The sequence below is a fragment of the Providencia vermicola genome (genome assembly GCF_010748935.1).
Classification (GTDB): Bacteria; Pseudomonadota; Gammaproteobacteria; order Enterobacterales; family Enterobacteriaceae; genus Providencia; species Providencia zhejiangensis.
In genome coordinates this window covers 3,045,178-3,070,419 of sequence record NZ_CP048796.1, presented here as the reverse complement: position 1 = coordinate 3,070,419, position 25,242 = coordinate 3,045,178, and the positions used below count along the sequence as shown (strand labels likewise).

The window sequence follows — 25,242 nt, the reverse complement described above, 5'->3', positions numbered from 1 at the left end:
GCAAAACTTATGAAAAATAAAAATATGGCCATAACTGGTCAGGGGGGCACTCTGCCTGAAAATGAGCTAGCGGGTACATTTGATTATTTAATTCCTGTTATTAATAACCGTATTAACGGGAAAGAAATTCAATCAGTGAGTAGTCGTAAATTACATTCATTTCTAAAAGTTGGTCGTGACTATACTAGCTGGATTAAAGGGCGAATTAAACAATATGGCTTTGTTGAGAATATCGATTATATCGTTGTGGAAAATTTGAGCTCACCAAAACGGGGGAGCACAAAATTTAGGCAGAAATTCGAGCATGACTATATTGTCAGCCTCAACATGGGAAAAGAGCTGTCTATGGTTGAACGTAATGACCAGGGCAAATTAGCACGCCAATATTTTATCGAATGTGAGGAGCGACTGCGCAGAGCCGCGCCAGAAGAACATAAAGCCGTTATGCAGAACTGGCGCAAAAATCGTGTTGCTGCATGTGAAGATCATAAAAATATGGCCGAGGCGATGAAAGGCTATATTGAGCGCACAGGTGACAACCAGAAAGGCTTTGCGTATAGCAATGAGTCACGTTTTATCAATAAATTGATACTTGGTGTCAACCCCACTCAATGGGCTAAAAGCAAAGGCATTAAGTCTAAAGAAATCAGAGATAACATGAGCACAGAGCAGTTAAAACTACTAGCCTACTTAGAGGCTCGTAATTGTGCTTTCCTTGATTTAGATACACCTACTGCGCAGAGAAAGGCGCAATTAACTGAGTTGGCGCAACGTTGGTTAGTTCAGCGTTTGGAGGCTAACTAATGATGGTTGGCTTAACAACATTTGATACACCCAAAGCGGTGTATCCATAATTAAATTGCCTATACGAAATGAATGTATCAATTATATTTCGAGTATGAAATTAACTATACTAGTTTTCGTACATGGTTATAACTATATGTACCAATCCGGCGGTTTCGTACACTATTAATTTAATAACGCATGTGAATTTTGTTTTGTTATTTTTAGCTCTCTTTTCATAATTAGCGTCACCCTAAGGATAGAAATTTATATTTTCATTTTATTTATTACTCTAAAATCAAATAATTCTATCCACATTAGCCCCTATACGATGTCCAAAAAACTATTGTCCTAACGTGTCACTAAATCATCAACGTTTAAAGTCACTTATCATGATTTTTTCATGTGATATTTGGTGCTCCCTTTCGTTGATAAGGCCAATTATATATAACCGCCTCGGCTTATGCCTTGGCGGTTTCATCGTACTTATATTTTTTGATTAAATTGGTTGTTGTTCGCGTAAGGCATTTTATTATCTAGTAATTTAAAGCTAAAACTTTCTCTATCGACGTATCCAACAACATTATTTGAATCATATAGCTGAATGAAGAAATCAGCTAATTCCTCGCTAGAATGATATGTACCAAACACCTTATCATAATCATAATATTCTACCCCGTTAGCAACTCGACCAAAATCTGTTTTAGTAGCTGCCGGAGCCAGTAGTTTAACTTTAATTTTAGCGTTTAAGTTTAATAATTCATGTGCCACCCCCTCAGTAAAAGAGCTGACAAAGAATTTCGAACCACAATAGGTAACGGCTGTAGGTACTATAGTGTATCCTCCTGCTGAACTTACATTGATCAGCTGTGAACCATCAATATTCTGGTTATCGCGCACGAACATTAACGATAAAATCGCGAGTGTATTAATATTCAAATTTAATAAAGCTTTTGTATCTTTTATTGGCTGAGAAAATGCTTTCCCATAATACCCAACACCAGCGTTATTTACCCATACTCGAATATCAAAAACTTTCAGCTCTTCATAAAGTGAAATAGCATCATCGATAATAGATAAATCACATGATTTTGTGACAACCTCAATGCCTTCATTAATCTTGCCTAATTCGACTTTCAATTCATTCAACAAGGAGTCTCGCCTCGCTACTGCAATAATATTAAACCCGCGTTCAGCTAATTTTATTGAAATTTCACGTCCAATACCTGAACTCGCACCCGTAACGACCGCATAATGTTTATTTTTCATAACACACCCTCTTTGACAAAAGTCTCAAAATGGTAAAAGATAGAGTTAACTCTAGGTCAAGGAATTTCTAGGTAATACATGAATTATTCAATCAGTCAGTTTGCACAACTAACCGGATTCACCATATACACCCTTAGATACTATGAAAAAGAAGGAATATTGAAATCATCTAGGCAAACCAATAATCATAGGTACTATTCTGAAGATGATATTGAGTGGGTTAAGTTTATTACTCGCTTAAAAGAAACGGGTATGCCTTTAAAAAAGATTAAAGAATACTCGATACTAAGAAATATAGGCTCATCTACCTCACTTGAGAGAATGAATTTGCTGACTGAACACTACGCTAACCTTGAAAAGCAAATTTTATCTTTGAATGAACACTTAAGTAACTTAAAACTTAAGATTCAGCATTATCAAGAACAATTAAAAAAATGAATACTAATTGACTTACACGACTAACTCACAAGCACCATATATTATTGTGGATGTGGTGCTTAAATGCTCCTGCTATTTTTAGAGCATTCCACCCACAATCTCTTTACATCATCACGCTTTCTACTGGCATTGTCCACTTCCCCTAAAATAAGACAGCTATAATTAGAGAAAGATAAAATCGTCATCGATGCCATACAATCCGTTTTAGCTAAATCTCCACAGTCGGGATTCTGGAAATGCTATTTTCGATTGAGATTTCAAGGTTATCCTTTTAATCATAAACGAGTTTATCGCGTTTATTGTGAATTAGGATTAAATCTGAAACGACGGGTTAAAAAAGTGCTTCCGAAGCGTGAAAAAAGACCATTAGTCATAGAGAAAGTCCCGAATATTCAATGGGCATTGGATTTTATGCACGACAGTTTATATTGCGGCAAACGCTTCAGAACCCTCAATATTATTGATGAAGGAACGCGTGAATGCCTAGCGATCGAAGTTGATACGTCATTACCGGCTGAACGCGTCATCAGGGTGCTTGATCGTTTAAAAGCCGAAAAGAGGGTTGCCGAAACAGACCCGAGTCGATAATGGTCCTGAACTCATTTCAGTTAACTTATTGAATTATTGTGAAGATAACCAAATTTTTCTGTGCCATATTCAACTGGGAAAACCGTAGCAAAATGGGTTTATCGAACGTTTTAATGGTTCGTTCCGTCGTGAGTTTTTAAATGCGTATTTATTTGAATCATTAAGCCAAGTGCGAGAATTAGCGTGGTTTTGGCTGTAAGATTATAACCAAAATCGAACCCATGAAAGTTTAAATCACCTCCCACCGGAGGCCTATCGTCAACAGTTAGAAAACGCTAAATTGGTGTGTCTCAATTAAAGGGGAGTGGACATAACGTAATATTATAAAATTGATGTTGCCCTCACTAATGAGGGAAAGATAGATAGCAACAATAACGAACTACGGCAAGATTAAACGGGGATGTTACGGGGAGGATTAAGCCGATAACGGTGAGATTACGGTGAGGTTTCTGGCGATCAATTTGACCGTTAGTAGTTACATCAATGAGTTGTGACAAGGTTAGTGGTCACTGTGACCTCTCGCAATAAAAACAATGTGTTGCCACCTCTTACCATTGGTCACTGAAACGATGACCAATGAGCGTTAATCTGGTTTTGTGACTGAATTAAACGTTATCAATTAGTTGTATTTTGATTCCGTCGTTTTAACGGAATTAAGTATAATCAACAGGTTATAGCCATATACAGGATAATCCCGTATCATCATGGTTAAATTAACGTTTCGATCACCTCTGATAATTAGATTGATTACCTATACACACAGAATCCTACCTGAATTATATTTTAACCGATGGCTTATATTGTGATGGTATCAAGATGAATAAACCAAAAATGAGAAAAGCGAAATCAATCAGGATCAACACGTCAGGAACGGTAATAAAAGCCTCTGAGAGAGTTAGAACCGCACAGGTAAAGTTATGGCCACAATGACTATTCAGGCGGAGAGTGACAAGCGTAGCCCGTACCCATTAAATCTAGTGGCATTCCATATTAACGCGCTGGAGCTAATGACCTGCCAGAAAGAAAACAAAGCCACGGTTACAGGTCGCTATGAATGGTTTAATGGTTATCAGCTAACAGGGGCGCAGATAGTTACTATTTAGTATAAGTTACCGTGATGCAAATATGTGTTACCTAATATATCAATAGGTTATCTATTATGAGCAGCAAGATTGAAACAAAATCACAACAAAATTACAGCAGGGATTTACGGCAAGGTTAAACGGTGAGTTAACGTAAGAAGTTAAAAGAACAGGCTCTACAGGGATTTAGCAACAGATACGATGCTATTTTTGACTGTACTAATCGTATTTTTTATCAGTGGTGACAAGGGAATGATGTCGATTAAAGTATCAACAATATCACTGATATATTGCCCAAAATCGTTACGTGCTGAATTTTCCACGGATTGCGTCCGGTAAGTGTTGTTCAGTTGCCTAGCTACCTCCGCTACTAGTCTCTGTCGGTCAAGCCTGTATTAATTGCTCTGCTAAATCTCTAAATTAAAGAGGGGATTGTTAGATTGTTATGAAACCAAGAAAACGCATTGAAAAACAGTTATTTCTATATGCGTTTGAACCTATTACATGAGTGAATTCTACTGGGCTTATAGCGGAAGAGTTAGACAAAATCACCGATAAAGTCGATCATCATTTTCTACATACTGGCTTCGTTATCCCATCTATCTCTGATGCTTATCACGCAATACTGAGGCGAATCATGAAAGTAAGCATCGTATTGAGAAACTGGAAAGAAACATTCTTCACTCATAGTATAGGTATAATATATTAAATTTTCTTACGTTACTTTTCTAATTGATAACATACAACACAGCATTGAATGCGCTAACATACCTTCTTAAGTTCGTCTTCACTCCAGAGTATTTCATTCTGTTACCTTACAATACATTTTATTTCTAGTTCAGCTAGTCTATAACGCTTATTATGCGTATTTATCGTCACATAAGGTAAATTAATAAAAATAATTGCTGGCTTATCCGTTAATCCCTATAATTTGAATAGTGTATTTAGGATATGGTCGTTTAATCTTAGTTTGTCTATCAATCGAATTCATCATTTGATGGGGGGCGGACGTTTTAAAATGGCATTTTTATTAATCTGGATTGATTTGTTTGGACAACAATAGATTATTTTAACCTTATGGGCTTTGGGTGACAGCTAAGGGCGGTAGCGTATCAAAATATTAGAAATATTTCATTTTCGAGAGTTGTTGAACGCCTATCTCACCTTCGTGTCGCATTAGAAAAACGAGTTAACATGCCGATTATCTTTGCTTAAAAGGATCATAAAATGAAAATTTACCGCCCATTATGGAATGAAGGGGCATTGCTCTCTCCGCAACAATTTCAACAACAAGCTCAGTGGGAAGACTTTACAAACCAAGGTGTTTCAGGTTTATCCTCTCCCTTTACTTGGGGGATAGAAAAAGTGGAACTTGACGAATCGCTCTTGTCGTCTGGTCGTTTACAAGTTCACCAATTAAGGGCATGGTTACCTGATGGGGCATTAGTCGATACGCAAGTCAGTGATATCACTCCTGAGCCCCGAGAATTAAATTCAGCCGCGTTATCTCAAACAGACAGTCTTGTTATTGTGTTAGCATTGCCACTTCTCCAGCAAGGGATCGTGAATGTTCAAAAAAAAGGGGCTTTTTCAGAACGCGCGTTACGCTATCGTGAAGAGTGGGTGAATGTGTCGGACTTATTTGGTCAAGATGATGAATCCATGGCCGTTGCTCGCTTTAATATCGCTATTCGTTTTCAACATGAAAATAATGAAGCTTGGCAAACGTGTCCCATTGCGCGTCTAACTCGTGATGGTCAGGGAGGGTGGATTATAGATAGAAAGTTTATTCCTCCGATGACTCAATTTTCTGCGAGTCGAGAGCTACAAGAACGGTTAGCCTTGCTGAATCGGCAAATACGCTCTCGTTGCCAACGACTGATGGCAATGCGTCGAGAAAGCAATGAGCGTTTAGCCGATTTTGCCGTCGCTGATGTTTCCTTATTTTGGTTGTTAAACGCCTTAAACTCCCATGCTAATGTTCTGATGAATTATGAACGCTACCCACAGCGCCACCCTGAAATCATTTGGGCTGAATTGACGCGTCTGGCGGGGAGTTTATTAACCTTTTCGTTAGAGCATGATCTTGCAACCATTCCTGCCTATGTCCATGACGACCTAGAAAATACGTTCCCACCTTTGTTTGACTTGCTCAGTACCTTGTTAGAAACCAGCTTGCCTTCACGCGTGATTGCGCTTGAAATGACGCACCCAGACCCACAAACTTGGCGAGCTTCATTGCATGACCTCAGGCTTAGAGAGGAAGCGGATTTTTATCTGTCTGTTCGTTCTGATAAAACCGCGTGGGAAATTGCCGAAAAATTCCCAACGCTGTGCAAAATTGGTGCGCCTGATACGGTTAATACACTTTACAGTAAAGCATTAAATGGTATTCCACTCACACCGGTTGACCGAGTGCCTGCGGCACTCCCTGTGCGCATGGAAAACCAATACTTTGCGCTGGATATGGAGGCTCCGGAGATGCGTGAAATGTTGGAAGAAGGTGTCTGTATGCTGTATGTGCCATCTTTATTTGGTTTCTTAGAGCTAGAACTGTTTGCGGTATTACGCTCATGAACCAATACATCGATATCGATAAACTCATGGCAAAAACCTGGTTGATGGTGACCCAGCTAAAATACGGTCGGTATGACCACGATTCAGAGTCCCTTTACGATACGTGTTGTCAACAAATTGATGTCGTAAAAAGTGCATTGGGCCAAACAAAACTAGCTTCCGAGAATATTGAGCACATTATCTATGCACAGTGTGCATTATTGGATAAAACCGCGATGGAACTATTGGCTCGGGGTGATGAAGAAGGTGACGCATTCTATGCTTGGCGAGTTGCCCCCTTACAAGCGCGCTATTTTTCATCGTTGGATGCAGGGGAAGCATTATGGGATCGTATTCGCTCAGTGTTGGGGCAGGCTCAACCGAACGATGCCGTATTAACCTGCTTCCATCGAGTCTTAATGCTCGGTTTTAGCGCCCACGAGGCTACAACTGAAGCGCTAAGTCCCGAGCGAAAATTATTAATGGATAAACTGACTGCACAGATATCACCGCCGGAGTCTACTTTGCCGTTAGTTATCCAGTATCATCAAAAATCCAGTCTAAAATTGATGCGCTCTTTCGGGTTTTGGAGTGCATTGTTGCTTATTGGTATTACCGCCATCACTTGGGGCGGTCAAACATGGCTCAATCAATTGTTGTCAGTAGTGTAATCGCCTCGTCTTTACTTTCACTTCGTGTCCATTTCTGAGGGAATAGAATATGCCTAATTCAGTCATCAATGCATTAACACAAACGGTGAAGAACGCAGTTTCTCACGCCCGTTATCATTTAACGGTTCAGGACTGTTCTGATTTCTTAGATGTACTGAGCTTTGAATCTGAAGAGGCCCTCAGTCAACCTTGGCGGTATGAAGTGACAGTAACGTGCAGCAATGCACATATCACTCCCGAGCAGATGTTACTGAAGTCGGGGGCCTTTACCTATCAAACGTCATTATTGCCCAGTTTTCCTAATCAATCGGTACGAACGGTGTATGGGATTATCAGTGAATTCAAACACCTGAAAACGTCTACGGATGAAACGCGGTACAGCTTGATATTAATGCCACGTATTGCCTTACTTCAGTACACCAAACGCAGTGAAGTGTATTTAAATCAATCGGTCACGGAAGTGGTTGAAAAAGTACTGCGCCGTCATGGTTTGGAGGGGGCAGACTTTGAGTTTCAGCTTTCTCGTGAATATCCGGTCAGAGAACTGATTACCCAGTGGCGGGAAACGGATTTAGCCTTTATTCAACGACTTCTTGCTGAAGTCGGCATTTATTGGCGTATGGAAATGGACACTCAATTAGAATTGGATAAAGTGATTTTCCATGACGCCCAAGAACACTACCAGTTTGGCGTCTCACTGCCTTATCGCCATGAATCAGGTATGAGTGACAATGGGCAAGACAGTGTCTGGGGATTGCAAATTTCGCATCAGGTGGTTAGTGAGGGGGTCGCAACCCGTGATTATAACTACCGTCAGGCATTAACGCCTCAAGATAGCACTGAAGCAATTTCAGGGTTTGAGGGAGTCACTACAGGGGAAGTGTACCACTATGCGGAACCTTTCTTGAATGTCGGTGATATTGATACCCCAGAAAGTGGTGCCTTTTTTTCTCAACTACGCCATGAACGCATTCTTAATGCCCAATCGTGGGTGTCGGGGCAGTCGACCAGCCCAATGCTGGCGCCTGGTCAAGTCTTAGAAATGACTGGTGTCTTTCCTCAGCTGGCGAAAGACGGTGTGTTAATCACCCATGTTCGCCATCATGGCGCTCGAGATGCTAGCCTTCAGGTGCAGTTTACCGGGCAACTCTACCGTGAAACCTTATGCTTCCGACCTCCTTTACTCCCTCGGCCTATCATTGCCGGAACATTGCCCGCGCGAGTAGAAAGTAGCGAAAAAGGCGATACCTATGCGTGGCTCGATGAATTCGGGCGCTATCGAGTGAAATTGGATTTTGATAGAGAGTCGTCTGAGGCGGGATTTGCTTATTTATGGCTACGTTTAGCCAAGCCTTATGCAGGTGATACCTATGGATGGCATGCACCTTTATTGGATGGGACTGAAGTGTCGGTGCAATTTGACGGTGGTGACCTTGACCGACCGTATATTGCTTATGCGCAGCATGACTCTGAACATCCCGATCACGTAACACGCGATAATCATACCCGCAATGTGCTGAGAACCCCAGCCAATAACAAACTGCGCATGGAAGATAAGCGTCAGGAAGAACATATCAAACTGGCGACGGAGTATGGCAAGACCCAACTCAATCTAGGTCACTTGGTTAATGCGCAGCGAGAACAGCGCGGAGCAGGGTTTGAATTACGTACTGACGAACACGGTGCAATCCGCGCAGGAAAAGGGGTGTTTATCAGTGCAGATGAGCAATCAAAAGCTCAAGGGGATGTACTGGACATGACCCAAGCGGTGCAGCAAATCCAGCAAGCTAACCAACAGATGCAAACATTGTCTCAAACAGCGGAAAAAGCGAGTGCACTCGCCGCAGATGTTCAATCGCAAATCGACCTCTTAGATTCTCGTTTACAGCAGTTACAATCCGCCGTGTTACTTGCCAGTGCGCCGCAAGGAATTGCATTAACGTCTGGTGAACACCTTCAATTAAATAGTTTAGGTAACACGATGGTTAACGCAGGGCAGCATCTTGATATGGGCGCGATGCAAAACTTATCCGTCGCTGTTGAAAAAGCATTAGGGTTATTTGCACACAAAGAAGAAGTGAAAATCATTGCAAACCAAGGCGCTGTGGAAATTAGTGCCCAACACAATACGATGGAGTTGTTTGCCCAGCAGCAAATCACCATCACCAGCAGCGAAGATGAAATTGTGATATCGACACCGCAAACCCTGACCCTTAACGGCGGCGGCTCATACCTAAAATTGAGCGGACAAGGTGTTGAACATGGTTCATCAGGCGATTACATCATCAAAGCCGCGAATTACCTTGTTCCAGGATCTGGAAGCGATATCGCATGTGAAACATTGCAGTTTGATGTGACGGACATTGAAATACAGAAGTTAGTGACAAAGCACCCATTGCATGATTAAGGGGATGGTTAAAAATCAACGAGTATTTAAGGAATTGTAATGGCAGATAAAAACAGTAATACAACTAACGGTACCGTGTCGAATCCAGAAAAAAAGAATACTGAGAATAATAAAATTTTGGGTAACAAAAATATAAAGATTGTTTTTCCTATCCCTAAAAATGAACGTGGTCAAGAATTTTCAAACCTAGATGAAATCATGGCGCATGTGAGCGGGGAATCGACAGGGAACTACTTGTTGGGTCGTAATGGAATGTGGCACAGCGGTATCCATATTACCAATGCGACTACGCCTTGGTGTGCCTTAAGTGGTAATGCCATCACCGAAAAGGCGAGTTTCCCTATTCCTTATAAAGGGCAGCAAGCTATTCGCTGTATGGCGGATGGAGAAATCGTTGCCTATAGAATGAATAAAGATTATCTACCTCTAGGTTGGAAAAACGGTAATTTAAATTTATCTGGTTCATTTGTATTGGTGCGCCACTATATCCAACCAGGTGAAACACAAAAGAGCGGACTGCACTTTTATACCCTCTATATGCACCTTGCTCCATATTCCGCCTATCAAGCCAATCCCTCATGGATTACACAAGATAAGCTGCCGACTTATTCACCAGAATGGAAAGCGGTTGCTGGCACGAATACTTATAAAGACCAGAACAAATTAGACGCGCTACCAAAAGGCTCCATTGTTTCTTGGGATAAACATGATAGTCAACGCCAGCTTAAAGCAGTGAATGGGCGACTTTATGGCTTGGTGACAATTGAAAAAATAGCAGGCACATCAAAATTAAACGTGGGAGACCAATGTTGGACGTTGGTGGATAACAATAACATTTTGCCTGAGATAGAGCCGAGTTGGTGGCAACAGTTAGTCAGCCCTGCCAAAGAAATGATGCAATTTGATAAGGTGGTCAGTTTAACGACACCAACAACCATTAAGGCAGGCGATAGTATTGGCCATATGGGCTTCTATCAAGCGCCTAAAGAACAAGGGATTGATTCACGCTATCAAGTCCATATAGAGTGTTTTAGTGCCGATGACAATTTGCCTCAATTTTTGCAAAATCCAGAAAAGATTGGGCATGATAAGCCCCTGTATTTAAAATGTTTGCCCGATTTAATGCTGTGGGACAAGCAAGGTGATGATTTTATAAAAACAGAACGCGTGGTTGAGTGGGAAAAAATATTTAAACTGAGTGAGTTAAAAACAGAAAAAGGCAAAGATAATAAAGAGTTTTACTTGCTACCAGAATATTTAGGGGCAATACCGAAAATAACGTTAAATGAGCTCAACGAAACTGACAAGAAAAAATTACAAGAGTCAGCTTTCGGAGCATTAGGCAAAAAAACAAATGAGCTCGGGGCTATGGGGCATCAAGACCAACTTATTAAAGAAAATATCGCCCAATACTCAAAATTTCTTTCCCAATGCGACCTTGCAGAGTTAGGATTTAAAGCCTTAGTTGCAAATGCAGATGCATTTGACCACTTAAATGGTCATGTGCAACCCCAAGTCGAATTTATCAGCTCAGTTTATGAAAATATTAAAGCCGAAATCACGGGTTCCTCTGTGCCGCAAAAAGGAATTATCGCCCATAATTATCAGCGACTAATTAATAAGATTAAATCGGATAAACAAGAAACTTACTCACCCGAGGAATACCGCCGCGCTTTTCATAACCCGATGTTTTCCCATATCGTCAATAAAACCATAGTCAAACACCCTAGTGATTGGTATTACAAGAAAAGCGATAGTGTTTGGCAAAAATTTTTAAATATACTCAGTGAAGAAGCGCCCTTATGGCGTTCTTACAGCGAAGAGTTTCTTGATAGTATGGTTTGGATGCAGGATGTGACTAATGAAAAAATCGGTCCTGAAGTGTGGCATATGCATCCGTTAGTTTTTTTATCGGCAATTAAAACAGATTATGAATGCGTCAAATTAATATGGGGTAAAACTGTTTCAGAAAAACTTGGAAACACCAAAGGATGCGAATTTAGACGAAAAATTTTACGAATCTGTTCTGAACTATGGGGGGAGGAGAAAAAGTATGATTATGCCAATGTTTTAATGGCGTGTATTGCAGCGGAAACATCAAGAACGTTTTCATCTTCAGTGATAAAATTACTTCCATATACTGATTCAAGTGGAAAAACAAAAAAAAGATATCAAGGAGTACCTAGAGAAAATATAATCTCGGATCCTTCGATTGCTAAAAATAATGCCGTAGGTCTAATTCAATTTACAGGTGAAGCAATAACTCAGATAAATAACATTAATAACAAAAGATATACAAAACAAGATCTTGCATTAATGGATGAATTGGAGCAACTAGATGTTGTGAAACTATATTTTCTCTGCAATAAATTAATATTGAACAGAGTTAAATCTCCTGAAGATATTTATTTGTATATTTTTTGTCCTGAAGCTGTGGGTAAAGATAACGACTACATTATGTACAGTGTAGAAAAAGACAAATTAAGTGGAAAAAACTTTTATGAAGCGAATAAAAGTATAGACACAAAAGACGGTAATAGTGATGGTAAAATAACAAGAAATGAGTTGCTTGTTAGATTAAATAGACTTATATCGGAAGGCCAACAATTAATAAATAATTGTACATGCTTCGCTGAACAGGATAATACAATAAAAATAAAAGAACCTAGTGGCGTACACTGGGTTAGTCGATTTCCGACAAGCGTCGATGTTAATGACTTGACACCTGATTTTTCTTCCTCTGTCACCCGCTTTATACAAGCTATAAGAGATGCAGGGGGAAATGTAAGAATTTCTGCCACATTCAGACCACCAGAACGCGCTTACCTTATGCACTATGCATATGCCATCTCGCGGGAAAATTTTGACCCGAGTAAAGTTCCAGAAAAAGAAGGAGTCAATATTGATTGGACGCACAATGGTGATTTAGCATCAGCAAAAAAAGCTGCGCAGCAAATGGATAGGGCATATGTCATTAAATATAAACCATCATTGACCTCTAGGCACACCCAGAGAAGAGCTATTGATATGACGATTACGAATATAATTGGAAAAAGCTTGATTAACGGCAGTGGTGCAAACGTTCCAATTAAAAATTTGAAAAATCTTTTTGATGCAGGGGCATCTTTTGGGGTCATTAAATTAGTTGTTGATGAACCGCATTGGTCGGATGATGGTGCATAAATCTTTTATTAAAATGGGAGTTTAATCATATGAACTATAAACTATTAATTATATTATTATTTAGCGGCATGACTTATGCGATGAATGATAATTCATTAAGCATTGGTTTTTTTTCCTATTCACCAAATGAAAAAATATTGTACTCAACTGAAAATGACTTAAACAATAAAATGGTTACAGCCTGTGTAAATAATCAATATAACAACAGTGAATTTAAGTGTTACAATATGAATGGGAATGACTTTCAAAAAACCGAAAAAGGAAATGATGGATATAATTTGATAAATAATTTACCGTTAGTTAAATATAATTACAAAAAGAAACTACATGACGATAGTGATGGTATATTTTTTGCCTATATTTATGATAAGGGTCACAAGGTGAAAATCCATTTCACTGCCCAAGATCCATCAAGTTTCACTGTAAATTATAATAATCACACTTTAAAGCTTGCGACTTGCTTAAGCACGGAAGGGCTTTACTTTTATGATAAAAATAAGCCTAACAACCTTAAATTATACTACTATCTCGGTTACGATGTTGAAAGCAGTTGCCCTGAATATTTATATTCAGTTCAATAATCATCTTTCTTGAAGACATGTATATTACAGCTTAATATCGAAGTCTTTTTGCGAAAATTTCAAGATAAGGAAAATCATCACATTGATGATTAAATGGTTGAGGTGATTTTGTCAATTAAATTAGTGTACGATACAGCAAGGTTAGGTATAAGCGTCAATCTAAAGTCAAGCGTGTAATATATAATAAATAACGTAATTAAAAAGGAATAGCAGGTTGCTAAATAGAATTTATACAGCGGCATTATTAATGGCCGTCTCTTTTTCATCTTATTCGGTGCAAAACATCCGCGGTGCATACTCATATGAATATACAGGTGAAAAATTAAATGATGGTAACACATCTTTTATTAATTGGACGTTCAATTTTATTGACAATAGAACGGCAAAATTATCCATATCATCTTGGCATGAACTTTTTCGGTGTGATGGAAATTATGACATTCAGCACAATAAAAATGAAATTGAATTGATTTACAATAAAAATAATGAGGATAAGTGTGACGAAAACCCACCACAATTTACCATTAAAAGGGCTAATGGTAAATATTTTGTAAAAAGCCCATTATTCTACAACGATGTTTGGCACCCACTGAAAAAACTACCAAGGAATTAATCGGATGAAAACGTTTGTTTTATCTGGAATCGCATCGATGTTAGTTTTATTCAGTTACGGTGCAAATGCTGAGCGTCATGAACAATGCTATGATTATATTACAGAACTTGTCAGAAGTAGTAACTTTGATTTATCACAATGGAAAGTAAATTCTGCGGATATTAATTTAATTATTGACGAAGATAATGATGATTTTATCCGAGCAAAGCTTTTTATAGAGACGATTGGAACAGGAACAATAGGCTGGGTCTATTTTAATAAAATGAATAATACCTTGCATGATATTACATTTGATCCAGATAACACGGTGAATTTAACGTTTAATCATCAATATTTAAAAGCCTATAAAGTGTGTTTAAACGATAACGTAGCTTATTAAGCAATGACTCGGTTAAAAATTAAAGGACTAAACCATGCAACAAATTATTCGTAAAGGGGATAAAACCACCCACGGTGGCACCGTGCTAACGGGCTCTGACACCATGAAATTCGGGGGCATTGGGGTGGCACGCAAAGGCGATCAGGTTTCTTGCCCGAAAAAAGGTCATGGTCCCACGACCATCATTGAAGGCAATCCTAACTACCTCGATAACGGGATACCTGTCGCTTTTCAGGGGCATAAATGCGGTTGCGGCTGCACCTTAATCAGCTCCTTTTCCCCTGCCAAGGTAGGCTGACATGCCTGTTTGGCTTAACACCATTCCGCCTGCTGCCACGAAAGTGCCTCGTCCTAATACACGCCGCTGGTTAGTGGCGTTATTGATTATCGTATTTATGGGTTTTGCGCTGACCTTATGGTTTTGGACAAAAGACAGAACGGGATTAATTTTTTGGTTTACTGCCGTGGGATTACCTATTTGTGGTTGGGGTTTAGCCTTCGGTGCGCGGCGGATGGCGTATAAAATGCAACAGGTGGCTGCAAGCACGTGGAATGACGAACGCGAAACACTGATCCAATCTGAAATCAAACGCGGTCAGCGATTCGCCTATTTATTGGATGCTTATATTGAAACGCCTGCGGGGCAAGGTGCAAATCGCAGCCTTGAAGCGATCAACAAATCGGTTCCCTTTGTGGCATTACAACCTTCTCGTTCAGGCTCTCAGCCTCTTCGTTATGCGCCTTTAGCTGCGTTTGACCAGCCAGACTCGATGTTGATGCTCACCGACTGCATCAATAACATCGCAGTAAAAATTCAACCGATATTACAAAAAATCCCCGATGATATCCCTTGTTACTGCGTATTGGAAATCGATAGTGCGTTACAGCCACTAACTGAGCCAATCTTGTTGGAAACCTTAAAAAAGCAAAGCTCACACGTTTTTCGTCTTATATCGGGGCAAGGACTAGAGGCCATCGATGCATGGTTAGATACCCGCTGGGATGTTCCTTCACTGTTTCTTGTCGTGTCTATCGGCTATCACTCAAAGCCTGAGGAAGATAATGGTGAGGCCATTGGCAGTCTTCTCCTGAGCAATCGACTAATCCGCGATATCCCTTGTACCACTCGCTTTCATCGCCCAGAAAAAAGTCACCATGACAATCTGTCTCAAGGTTTATCTCAAGCCATGTTATGGGGAAATGTCCCCCCTGAAACGATCTCTGCGGCATGGGTTGCAGGGCAGTCAGTAGACGAAGAGGGGGACTGGAGCAAAGCCTGCGAACACAACCAGTTGCAATTTAGCATGAGCAAGGCCAATAAAATGATTGACCCGGTTCTAGGGAATACAGGAAAAACGGCGCCTTGGATAGCCACGGCCTTAGCCGAGGCCAGTTTGAACCAAGACAATGCTTCTGCTGCCCAGCTGATAGCAGTTCAACCTAAGCTCGAAGATAACGAAATTTGGATAACGGTGATTTCACGCCAAACAGACAATAATAAGGAAAGCACAAGACATGTCTAAGGTGAAAGTAAAAACATTGATGGGTGCCACCGCCGTCGTGTTGATTTTTTTAATTATCATTGTGGCTTTCTTATTTTACGCTTTTCCTGAATCGATGGCGTCATCCCTCGGATTAGGCCCTTATGAGGGTGATCGCATTTTAACCGTGAGTTGTTTGGTCGCTGTATTCGTTCTGCTATTGGGCTGGATCACCGAAAAGCTGTTTACGCTCTCTGGAAAATCCGGGCTGTATGTTCAATGGGGTAAAAATAAGCAACAGCAATTATCAAAAAATGCCTCCGTGATTGGATTCGATGACGAGCAGGGTGAGGCGGTCATTGATGCCAATACGATACAAGTTCACCTTCGATTACGCTATGGGCGCTTTTGGCGACGCAAGGTCAAATTATTGTTGGTTCAAGGGCAAGATGCGGAGATTGAATTCGCGACCCCTGGATTAAAGCAAGAAGGTTGGCAAGAACAGGATGGCGTGGTGTTATTTTACGGCGGGGCTCCGGAGCAAGTTTTACCGGATCAATACCTTTCCTCAATCCAAGCGGTGAGTCCAACGCGTCCATTAGATGGTTGTGTTCTTGTGTTTGACTTACCATCTCTGCCTACGCAGGTTGAGCGAGATAATGTTTTACGCCGCCATCAACAGCTGTCTTCATCGCTGGGTTGGCGTGTACCCGTTTGGTTGTGGTTAATTGAAAAGCCGCTATGGAAGGAAGAAAGTGGCACATCATCGCCCATTGGTGCTGTTTTTCAGTCAAGGGCAACACCTGAACAGGCCATCGCAGATTTAACTGATTTAGTCACACCTTTGCGGGACGCGGGCATGGAAGTGCTATTGCAATCACCTCAGCAGAGTTGGCTATTACGTGTCAGTGAGCAGTTACAAAAGCAACTCCAATCTCAATTGGGGGCGCTACTTCAGCACATTATGAAGGGGCATGCTTCATTACAAGTTCAAGGGGTGATCCTCAGCGCGGAGCAACGCTTTCCTCACCGCCAGAGTAATGCGCTTGGGAGTTCACCCGTCTGGCAAACCTTCTTCAATACCGCATCCGGCCTCAAAGCCAAAAAATTAGGTTGGAATGCAAGGCAAGCCGCTCAGGTTACCATCCTCATCTTATTATTGTTGTGGTGTGCAGGCGCAATCACGTCATTCATCGTGAACCAAACCGCTATTCGGCATGCAGAAGAAACCGCTCGCATTGCCGCAGATAAACAAGTTCCACTCGGGGAGCGTTTGAAAAATCAGTATGTGCTTCAAGAAGACATTGCCCGTCTGCAATACCGTAAAACGCATGGGGCACCGTGGTACACCCGTTTTGGGTTAAATCAAGACAGCCAAACTTTAGCAAGGCTCTGGCCGCTATATACACAAAATCATCAAGCGTTAATGAAAGCCGCGACGATGGATGAGCTAAAAATGCAATTAGCGGCGTATGTCGCATTACCGCCAGCGAGCAGTGCACGGGAACAAAATACACAGCTAGCCTACAACGCCTTGAAACTCTATCTGATGTTAGCTTCAACCGACCACGTTGATACCACTTGGCTCACACAAAATCTCTTGACGATTTGGCCTGAACGTAGTGGCGTTTCGAAAGGGGAATGGCAACATCTCGCCCCATCGCTATTTCAGTTCTGGGCAGACAATCTTCCTAAGCATTCTGAACTGTCTCTCAAACCCGACATGACCTTGGTAAACACCACGCGTAAGATTTTGTTAAAACAAATCGGTCAACAAAATGCGGAAGCGGGTCTGTATCAAGAAGTCTTAAAACAAGTTGCCAGCAATTGGCCCGATTTAACCTTAATGGACATGGTGGGTGATACCGATGCACAACTGTTATTTAGCACTGATGAAATAGTCCCTGGCGTGTTTACCCGGCAGGCGTGGGAAGAGCAAGTCAAAGCCGCCATTGATGAGGTCGTCAATAAACGCCGTAATGAAATCGACTGGGTATTAACCGATAAGACCCAAGCGGTGGATAACGAGGTCTCACCCGAAGCTTTAAAAGCCCGACTCACAGAGCGCTATTTCGTGGACTTCGGTAACAGTTGGCTCAATATGATCAACAGCATTCAATGGCACCAAGCGGATTCGTTATCGGAAGTGATTGCGCAGCTGAATGTGTTAGCTGATGTACGCCAATCCCCACTGGTGGCGTTAATGAACACCTTAGCGTGGCAAGGTAAGACGGGGCAAAAAACCGAGGCGCTTGCCGATAATATTGTGGATTCTGCGGTGAAATTGCTAGACAAGAAAAAGCACGTTAAGCAATTTATTGAACAAAACCAAGCGCCTAAAGGCCCGCTGGATGACGTATTTGGTCCGATCCTGGAGATGATGGACGGTAAGGATGGTACCGGGAAAAATGGCAATCTCAGTTTCCAATCGTGGCTGGCTCGTGTCACCCAAGTCCGTCTGAAATTACAGCAAGTGAGTAATGCGTCAGATCCGCAAGCGATGGCAAAAATGTTAGCGCAAACGGTTTTTCAAGGTAAAACTATCGATTTAACTGACACCTTGGATTACAGCAACTTAGTGGCAGCCAGTTTAGGGCAAGAATGGAACAGCTTTGGGCAGTCTCTGTTTGTGCAGCCGTTAGAACAAGCGTGGCGACAAATCTTATCGCCAGCTGCGGATAACCTTAATACCCGCTGGCAAACCACCATCGTGGCACAATGGAACAAAGCTTTTGCAGGGCGTTATCCGTTCAACGCGACAGGGAGTGATGCGTCATTACCGTTACTTGCCCAATTCTTACGTAGTGATTCAGGGAGAATAGATCAATTCATCAAAAGCAATCTGGGGGGCATTGTCCATAAAGAAGGCAATCGCTGGGTGGTAGACCCGTCGATGAGCCAAGGCTTAACCATCAACCCGGAATTCCTCAAAGCCATTAATCAGTTGGCGGATATCGCTGACATTGTGTTTGCACAAGGTGATGCCAATATTCGATTTGAATTGATGGCGAGACCGTCCAAAGGTGTCGCTCAAGTTCAGCTGGTTCTTGATGGTCAAAAACTGGATTACTTCAACCAAATGGAAAGTTGGAAAAGTTTTATCTGGCCGGGGGAAAGCTATTATCCGGGCGTGACGCTCAATTGGCAAAGTGTGCGTTCGGGAATGCAAATCTACGCAAACTATCAAGGTAATTGGGGATTGATACGCTTATTAGAGCAAGCCGAAGTTACACAACTCGACAGTAGCCGTTATCAGTTGGTGTGGCGCACGAAAGGGGGCGAAACATTACGATTTATTTTACGCAGTGAACTCGACAGTGGTCCACTGGCCTTGTTAAAACTCCAGCAGTTCCGCTTGCCTAATAATATCTTTCTGAATACCTCCGATGTTGTGGGTGACCTTGTTGACCCACGTTGACTTAATTGATGAGAGGCTCGGTCAAGAGCCTCCGCTATTTTCATTTTTTAATAGGTTTTAGGAAGTCCTAAAATGGATGATTTGACGCTACGCTATTACGAAGCTGAATTACGTTACCTGAAAGAAGCGGGTAAAGAATTTGCCAATGCACACCCTGATAGAGCGGCGATGCTCAACTTAGATAAACCCGGTGCGAACGACCCGTATGTCGAACGTTTATTTGAGGGGTTTGCCTTTTTGATGGGGCGCTTACGGGAAAAACTGGATGATGACCTGCCTGAGCTGACAGAAGGACTGGTGAGCTTACTGTGGCCCCATTATTTGCGCACCATCCCATCACTGTCTATTGTTGAATTTGCGCCAGAGTGGCAACATTTACGCCAAGCTGAATGCCTACCTGCGGGGTTTGGCGTGATTTCAAGACCCATCAGCGCCCAGCGCACGCGTTGCCAGTACCGCACCACGCAAGATGTGTTATTACGCCCACTTTCCATTGCCAATGCCCAATTACAGACCGAACCAAATGGGCGTTCCACCATTCGCTTACGCTTTGCCTGCCCTGAAAAAGTGGATTGGTCGAAGACTTACCTTGATAGCCTACCGATTTTTCTCAGTGCAGATGCGCCGATCAGTTCCGCATTACACCTTGCGATGACGCGCCAAGTGCATGGCATGTACCTTCGCCATGCAGAAACAGGCGAAGAACGTATTCCCTTTGACGGTTGGTTTAAACCGATGGGGTTTACCGATGACGACCATTTATGGCCGAAAGGGGATACGGCCTTTAGTGGGTATCAGCTGTTGCTGGAATACTTTAGTTTTCGCCATAAATTTATGTTTTTGGCGTTACAGGGATTAGAGAAAGCCAAGTTTACGGAAACGACGACCTGGTTTGAAATTGATATCGTGCTCAATGAAACCTGGTCCGCAGATTTACCTTTTGAAACGGAGAACTTCCGGTTGCATTGTGCGCCGGTCATCAATCTTTTTCCGTTGGAAGGAGATCCGTTAACCGTCAATCCACTGGAGAATGAATACCTGCTTCGTCCCCTGCGATTACAAGACGGCCATACCGAAATTTACAGCGTAGACAGCATTCACGGTTCAATTAAAAATGGTAAACCGAAATACGTGCCATTTAGCAGTTTTCGTCATCGTGGGGGCATGATGCGCCATGATGCCCCTGAACGCTATTTTCATACCCGCATTAAACGAGGGCCCTCCGGTCTTTACGATACGTGGCTGATTTTAGGCGGTAAAGAATTTGAACTGGCTCAGCTTGCCGAAAAGCCTGAGCTATTATCCATTCGTTTAACTGGCACCAATGGGCAACTCCCTCGTAAAGCCCTTGAAAGCACAGTGCTAGATAGCGTATTAAAAGCGGGTAAAGTGCCAGTGACAGTCCGTAATCTTACCGCACCGACCATTCCGTTATATCCGCCAGCGAACGACCGTTTTCACTGGCGAGTGATGAGCCATCTGGGATCTAACTTTTTAAGCATGATGGATAACCCGGAAGTGCTTCGCGGCACTTTGGCCCTATATGATTGGACCGATGATGAAATGAATCGTCGCCGACTGGAAGCCATTGTCGGGGTGAAACACACGTTGATACGCCGTTTCGAACAAGGCTACATGATGCGCGGGGTCGATATTGAAATCACGCTAAACGGCAATAACTTCGCAGGTGAGGGGGATGTCAATTTATTTGGCGAAATGCTTCAGCGCTTTTTTTCGCTGTATGCGGATATCCACCTGTTTAACCAATTAACCCTTGTTATTCAACCCACAGGAAAGCGCCTGAGATGGAAAGAGAATCACAGTCAACACGTACCCGGCTGATAAAACACATTGAGCCGACGATTTGGCGTGCGAATTTCTACCGTTTTTGCCAATTACTGGAAAAAGCCGCACCGCAATCGCCACTACTCGGCACCACTAACGACATTAAAGATGATCCACTACGGTTTCGTCCTTGGCCGGGTATGGGATTTCCGGCGGGTGAACTTCGCACGGTGGAACAAAACCCGAACAACCCCGAACTCCCATTAACGGTTCGCACCAACTTTTTAGGGTTGTACGGCGTCGATTCACCGTTACCGACCAGTTATCTCGATGATATCGCACAAGGTGTGGAGGGGACGGAAGCCTTAACGGAATTTCTGGATATTTTTAATCACCGTATCACCACTCAGTATTACCGTATCTGGCGCAAATATGCGTATCCCGCGACCTTTGAAGCCGGAGGCACGGATGCCACTTCTCAATGTCTATTGGGATTGATTGGCTTGGGGATCCCCGGCAGTGCGGAGAGGATCGCCACGCCAATATCACGCTTTTTAGCCTTGCTGAGCACCATGCGATTACCCACACGCAACAGCGAAGGGGTCAAAGCGCTGGTCTCTTTGCTGGCACCGAATACTCAGGCGGTCATTAATGAATACGATGTCGTTAAAGTCCCCGTCGACGAACGAACGGGGTTAGCCCGCCATCAACGTGTTTCATTGGCAACGCGGGCGACACTGGGTAAAACCGCCCGCGACACCACAAGCCGAATTCTAATCTCCCTCACCACACACCACCCCCAAGAGGCACAAGGCTGGTTGCCGGGCGGACATTTGCATGCCGACCTTTTAGTGCTATTACGCGTGTATTTGGGGTACCGCAGCGATGCGCGCTTAAAACTAACAGTTCCCGTGAGAGTGCTTCCCGAGCCGCGTTTACAAAAAACGTCGCGTATTCAATTGGGACGAACAGGGTTATTAGGGCTAAAAGGGGGCAAGCTCAGTGATAACCGGCAATTTCTGACCGTGAATTTAGGGCGTTATCACGGTATTGAGCATGCAGGGCGACCTGAAGCCGAGCGAGGGGATTATCGTTTTGAATAAGCGCGAACAAATGAGGGATACATTAATGAAAGGAAAATTGCATCCGTGAAAAACATTAGCCAAAAAATAGTGGTGCTTGGTCTGTGCGGATTACTGGCAGGTTGCGGATTAGCACAGGCAGTAAAAGAAGGGACAGTCAGCATGAAAGACGCGATCCTTTATAAAAAAATTACCACATTGCGCTTAGATTTCACCCCGCGTTCAGGGCTAAATGCCGATGAAGACCAAACACCGCTCGCCACCATGGTGTGGGTGTATCAACTGAAAGACAAAAAAGCCGTCGAAGGGGCGATGTATCAAGCACTGTTAACGCAGTCGGATGAAATATTAAAAAAGGATACCCTCAATGCTACTTCGGTCATGGTGATGCCCCAAGGGCAAGTTTCTCTGGATGAGCCCCTCGAAAAAGAGACCAAATTTGTTGCGGTGCTCGGCATGTTTCGCAATCCCGACTTATCAGAAAACACCTGGCGTTTGGTGATTAACCGTGAAGACTTAGATGCCGATAAACCACGTGTAATTGAATTGGGTGACGGTTGGCTGAGATTGTTACCGCTAAAGGATTAATAGCATGATAGAAACAGTAAACGCTTTTCTTGCCCATCAAGCTTATCAACTTGAGATCCAAGATGCTGGATTTGATATCGATATCCTAAAATTTGAAGGTGTAGAAAAATTGAATGCGACCTCATCATGGCGGATTGAATTTACGTCAACGTTCGATTCAATCCTACCTGAGCAGGCGCTATTAAAGCCAGCCACGTTCAGCATGGGGCCAAATAAGCGCGTGTCGGGGTTAATCACCCGTTTACAATGGTTATCCACCAGCGCCGATGAGTCCCATTATGCCGTGTTGCTCGAACCTCGTTTAGCGTTACTCGGTCATACCGAGCGCAGCACCATTTACCAAAATGTCTCGGTCATTGAAGTCATTGAAAATGTGCTGCAATTCCACGGTTTTGAAGGGGCAGATTATGAGTTTAAGTTAGAACAGCAATACCCCGAGCGAGAACTGATAACTCAGTGGCGTGAAACCGATTTAGCCTTTATCCAACGTTTACTCGCTGAAGTCGGGGTTGGTTATCGCCTTGAATACTCGGCAAAGACCGATAACGACAAAGTGCTATTTTTCGACAGCCAACTCAATTACCAATTTGGTGAAAAATTACCGTACCAGCTGCCATCCGGTCAACACGATAACGGGCAACTTTCGGTATGGGATGTGCAACTGGCTCATCCAGTGGTGACAGGCAACGTCACGGTAAAAGACTACAATTATCGCACCGCACTTTCGCCGATGGAAACGAGCACGCTGCATCCACTCAGTAACACAACACTGGGTGATGAGTATCACTATGCGCCGCCTTATTTGAGTGCCGGGGATGAACACGCAGAAACCCTCGACGCCGAAAGTGGCGCATTTTACAGCCGCTTGCGGCAAGAGCGTTTCCTCAATCCCTCCGCTGAATTTGCACTACAAACCAACGCCTTTTACCTGATGACCGGCAGTGTGTTGGAGATTGCAAATGTCCCTATTAATGAACTGAAAGACGGCGTATTTATCACGCAAATCACTTACCATGCGGCCCGTGATGTGTCGTTACAGATGACCCTCAAGGGCATGCCGTACAGTGAGCAATACGCCTATCGCCCTGCTGAAATACCGCGCCCGAAAATCGCCGGAACCTTGCCAGCCCGTATTGAAAGCCGTAATAGCAACGATATTTACGCATGGCTGGATGAGCACGGGCGCTATCGCGTTAAGTTGGATTTTGACCGCAGTCAGAGCGAATCCGGCTATGCGTATCTTTGGTTGCGTTTAGCCAAACCGTATGCGGGGGAGACCTACGGATTGCATGCGCCGTTGATTGCCAACACTGAAATCGCCATTGCCTTTGATGATGGGGATATTGACCGACCGTATATTGCGTTTGCGTTTCATGACTCAGAACACCCTGACCATGTTAACCGTGATAACCACACCCGCAATGTACTTCGCACCCCCGCCAACAATAAATTACGCATGGAAGATAAGCGGGAAAAAACGCATATCAAGTTAGCGACGGAATACGGTAAAACGCAACTGAATCAGGGGCATCTCGTCGATGCGCAAGGGAAAATGCGCGGCGCAGGGGCTGAACTGCGTACCGATGAATGGGGCGCTATTCGAGCCGGTAAAGGGCTGTTTATCAGTGCCGATGAACAGCCAAAAGCGCAAGGTGAGGTATTGGATATGGATGCCGCACTTAAAGAAATCGCTCATCTTCTACAGCAGCGCGAGCAACTCAACATTGCAGCGAAACAAGCCAAAGCCCTGCAAGCGGATATTGAAAGCCAAAAACAACTGTTACAGCAACGTTTAGAGCCACTGAACCAGAGCCTGTTATTTTCAGCCCCTCAAGGAATGGCGTTTACCAGTGGTGAACATTTACAACTGTCCGCCAGTGAAAACCTGTCCATCAATGCTGACGGTGATATCAGTGTGGGCGTTATCGGCAATATGACCATGTCCACAGGGGATAAGTTAGGACTGTTTGCGCGTACTGGGAAATTGGGGGTGATTGCAGGGGAAGGCTCACTGACCGTTCAAGCGCAGAATAATCGTTTAGATATCTTCAGTGAACAAAAGCAGACTATCACCTCGGGGGCTGATATCAATTTTACCGGCAAAAAACGGATTATCCTAAACGGCGGCGGCAGTTATCTCAAATTGGAGAACGGAAAAATAGAGTACGGCACCTCAGGGGATTATTTGCGCAAGATACCGAAGATGGCCACCGCAGGGCCGAATACTTTACCGATGAAGATGGCACAATTTCCGGCATTGCCTTTACCCATTTGTATTCCGTGTTTACTTAATGCCATAGCAGGCAATGATCCCCGTGTTGACCTTAGGAAATTTTAG

18 protein-coding genes and 2 pseudogenes are annotated in these 25,242 nt (G+C 43.0%); 18 read left to right on the top strand and 2 right to left on the bottom strand.

Translation table 11 applies throughout. The annotated features are described in order from the left end of the window. Positions 1-9 precede the first annotated feature (9 nt). Positions 10-804: an antA/AntB antirepressor family protein gene (locus tag G3341_RS13905; protein WP_163862583.1), complete on the top strand. Its 795-nt coding sequence runs from the start codon at positions 10-12 to the stop codon at positions 802-804. Positions 805-1,269: 465 nt separating this feature from the next. Here G3341_RS13905 and G3341_RS13900 read toward each other — a convergent pair whose 3' ends face one another. After that, a complete protein-coding gene (locus tag G3341_RS13900; RefSeq protein ID WP_163862580.1) occupies positions 1,270-2,052 on the bottom strand; it encodes an SDR family NAD(P)-dependent oxidoreductase in 783 nt (260 codons plus the stop codon). Between the two features lie 78 nt (positions 2,053-2,130). Between G3341_RS13900 and G3341_RS13895 the strand changes: the two genes are divergently transcribed. The 3 genes and pseudogenes from G3341_RS13895 (at position 2,131) to G3341_RS20745 (ending at position 4,181) form a co-directional block, all read left to right on the top strand. Beyond that, positions 2,131-2,490: a MerR family transcriptional regulator gene (locus G3341_RS13895; RefSeq protein ID WP_154624582.1), complete on the top strand. Its 360-nt coding sequence runs from the start codon at positions 2,131-2,133 to the stop codon at positions 2,488-2,490. Positions 2,491-2,655: 165 nt separating this feature from the next. Further along, positions 2,656-3,376 (top strand): annotated as a pseudogene (locus G3341_RS13890) (IS3 family transposase); the annotation flags it as partial. A gap of 619 nt (positions 3,377-3,995) precedes the next feature. Continuing rightward, positions 3,996-4,181, top strand: a complete 186-nt coding sequence (locus G3341_RS20745; RefSeq protein ID WP_230085903.1) for a hypothetical protein — start codon at positions 3,996-3,998, stop codon at positions 4,179-4,181. A gap of 155 nt (positions 4,182-4,336) precedes the next feature. Here the strand turns inward: G3341_RS20745 and G3341_RS13880 are convergent. Further along, positions 4,337-4,574, bottom strand: a pseudogene (locus G3341_RS13880) (GTPase family protein); the annotation flags it as partial. Between the two features lie 813 nt (positions 4,575-5,387). Here G3341_RS13880 and tssK point away from each other — a divergent pair. The 14 genes from tssK (at position 5,388) to G3341_RS13810 (ending at position 25,242) form a co-directional block, all read left to right on the top strand. Continuing rightward, on the top strand, positions 5,388-6,737 hold the full coding sequence (gene tssK, locus G3341_RS13875; protein ID WP_154624583.1) for a type VI secretion system baseplate subunit TssK: 1,350 nt from the start codon (positions 5,388-5,390) through the stop codon (positions 6,735-6,737). After that, on the top strand, positions 6,734-7,387 hold the full coding sequence (gene tssL / locus G3341_RS13870; protein WP_154624584.1) for a type VI secretion system protein TssL, short form: 654 nt from the start codon (positions 6,734-6,736) through the stop codon (positions 7,385-7,387). The genes tssK and tssL overlap by 4 nt, the downstream gene beginning before the upstream one ends. 49 nt (positions 7,388-7,436) lie before the next feature. Beyond that, positions 7,437-9,794 (top strand): type VI secretion system Vgr family protein, encoded by a 2,358-nt coding sequence (locus G3341_RS13865; RefSeq protein ID WP_154624585.1) that lies wholly within the window; start codon positions 7,437-7,439, stop codon positions 9,792-9,794. A 39-nt stretch (positions 9,795-9,833) separates the two neighbouring features. Then, positions 9,834-12,977, top strand: coding sequence for a hypothetical protein (locus G3341_RS20550; RefSeq protein ID WP_208852752.1), 3,144 nt, complete (start codon positions 9,834-9,836; stop codon positions 12,975-12,977). Positions 12,978-13,006: 29 nt separating this feature from the next. Further along, positions 13,007-13,558, top strand: a complete 552-nt coding sequence (locus G3341_RS13855; RefSeq protein WP_154635743.1) for a hypothetical protein — start codon at positions 13,007-13,009, stop codon at positions 13,556-13,558. Positions 13,559-13,772: 214 nt separating this feature from the next. Further along, positions 13,773-14,171 (top strand): hypothetical protein, encoded by a 399-nt coding sequence (locus G3341_RS13850; RefSeq protein WP_154624965.1) that lies wholly within the window; start codon positions 13,773-13,775, stop codon positions 14,169-14,171. Between the two features lie 4 nt (positions 14,172-14,175). After that, a complete protein-coding gene (locus G3341_RS13845) occupies positions 14,176-14,550 on the top strand; it encodes a hypothetical protein (RefSeq protein WP_154624966.1) in 375 nt (124 codons plus the stop codon). Between the two features lie 34 nt (positions 14,551-14,584). Continuing rightward, on the top strand, positions 14,585-14,848 hold the full coding sequence (locus G3341_RS13840) for a PAAR domain-containing protein (RefSeq protein WP_006662537.1): 264 nt from the start codon (positions 14,585-14,587) through the stop codon (positions 14,846-14,848). 1 nt (position 14,849) lies between these two features. Next, complete coding sequence (locus tag G3341_RS13835; RefSeq protein ID WP_163862577.1) at positions 14,850-16,073, top strand: hypothetical protein; 1,224 nt, start codon at positions 14,850-14,852, stop codon at positions 16,071-16,073. Then, entirely contained in the window at positions 16,066-19,449 is a 3,384-nt protein-coding gene (locus G3341_RS13830) for an ImcF-related family protein (protein WP_163862574.1), read from the top strand. The genes G3341_RS13835 and G3341_RS13830 overlap by 8 nt, the downstream gene beginning before the upstream one ends. Positions 19,450-19,521: 72 nt before the next feature. Next, a complete protein-coding gene (gene tssF, locus G3341_RS13825) occupies positions 19,522-21,291 on the top strand; it encodes a type VI secretion system baseplate subunit TssF (RefSeq protein WP_163862572.1) in 1,770 nt (589 codons plus the stop codon). Continuing rightward, a complete protein-coding gene (gene tssG / locus G3341_RS13820; protein ID WP_154624970.1) occupies positions 21,255-22,337 on the top strand; it encodes a type VI secretion system baseplate subunit TssG in 1,083 nt (360 codons plus the stop codon). The genes tssF and tssG overlap by 37 nt, the downstream gene beginning before the upstream one ends. 45 nt (positions 22,338-22,382) lie before the next feature. Beyond that, positions 22,383-22,904, top strand: a complete 522-nt coding sequence (gene tssJ, locus G3341_RS13815) for a type VI secretion system lipoprotein TssJ (protein WP_163862568.1) — start codon at positions 22,383-22,385, stop codon at positions 22,902-22,904. Between the two features lie 4 nt (positions 22,905-22,908). Further along, complete coding sequence (locus G3341_RS13810) at positions 22,909-25,242, top strand: type VI secretion system Vgr family protein (RefSeq protein WP_163862565.1); 2,334 nt, start codon at positions 22,909-22,911, stop codon at positions 25,240-25,242.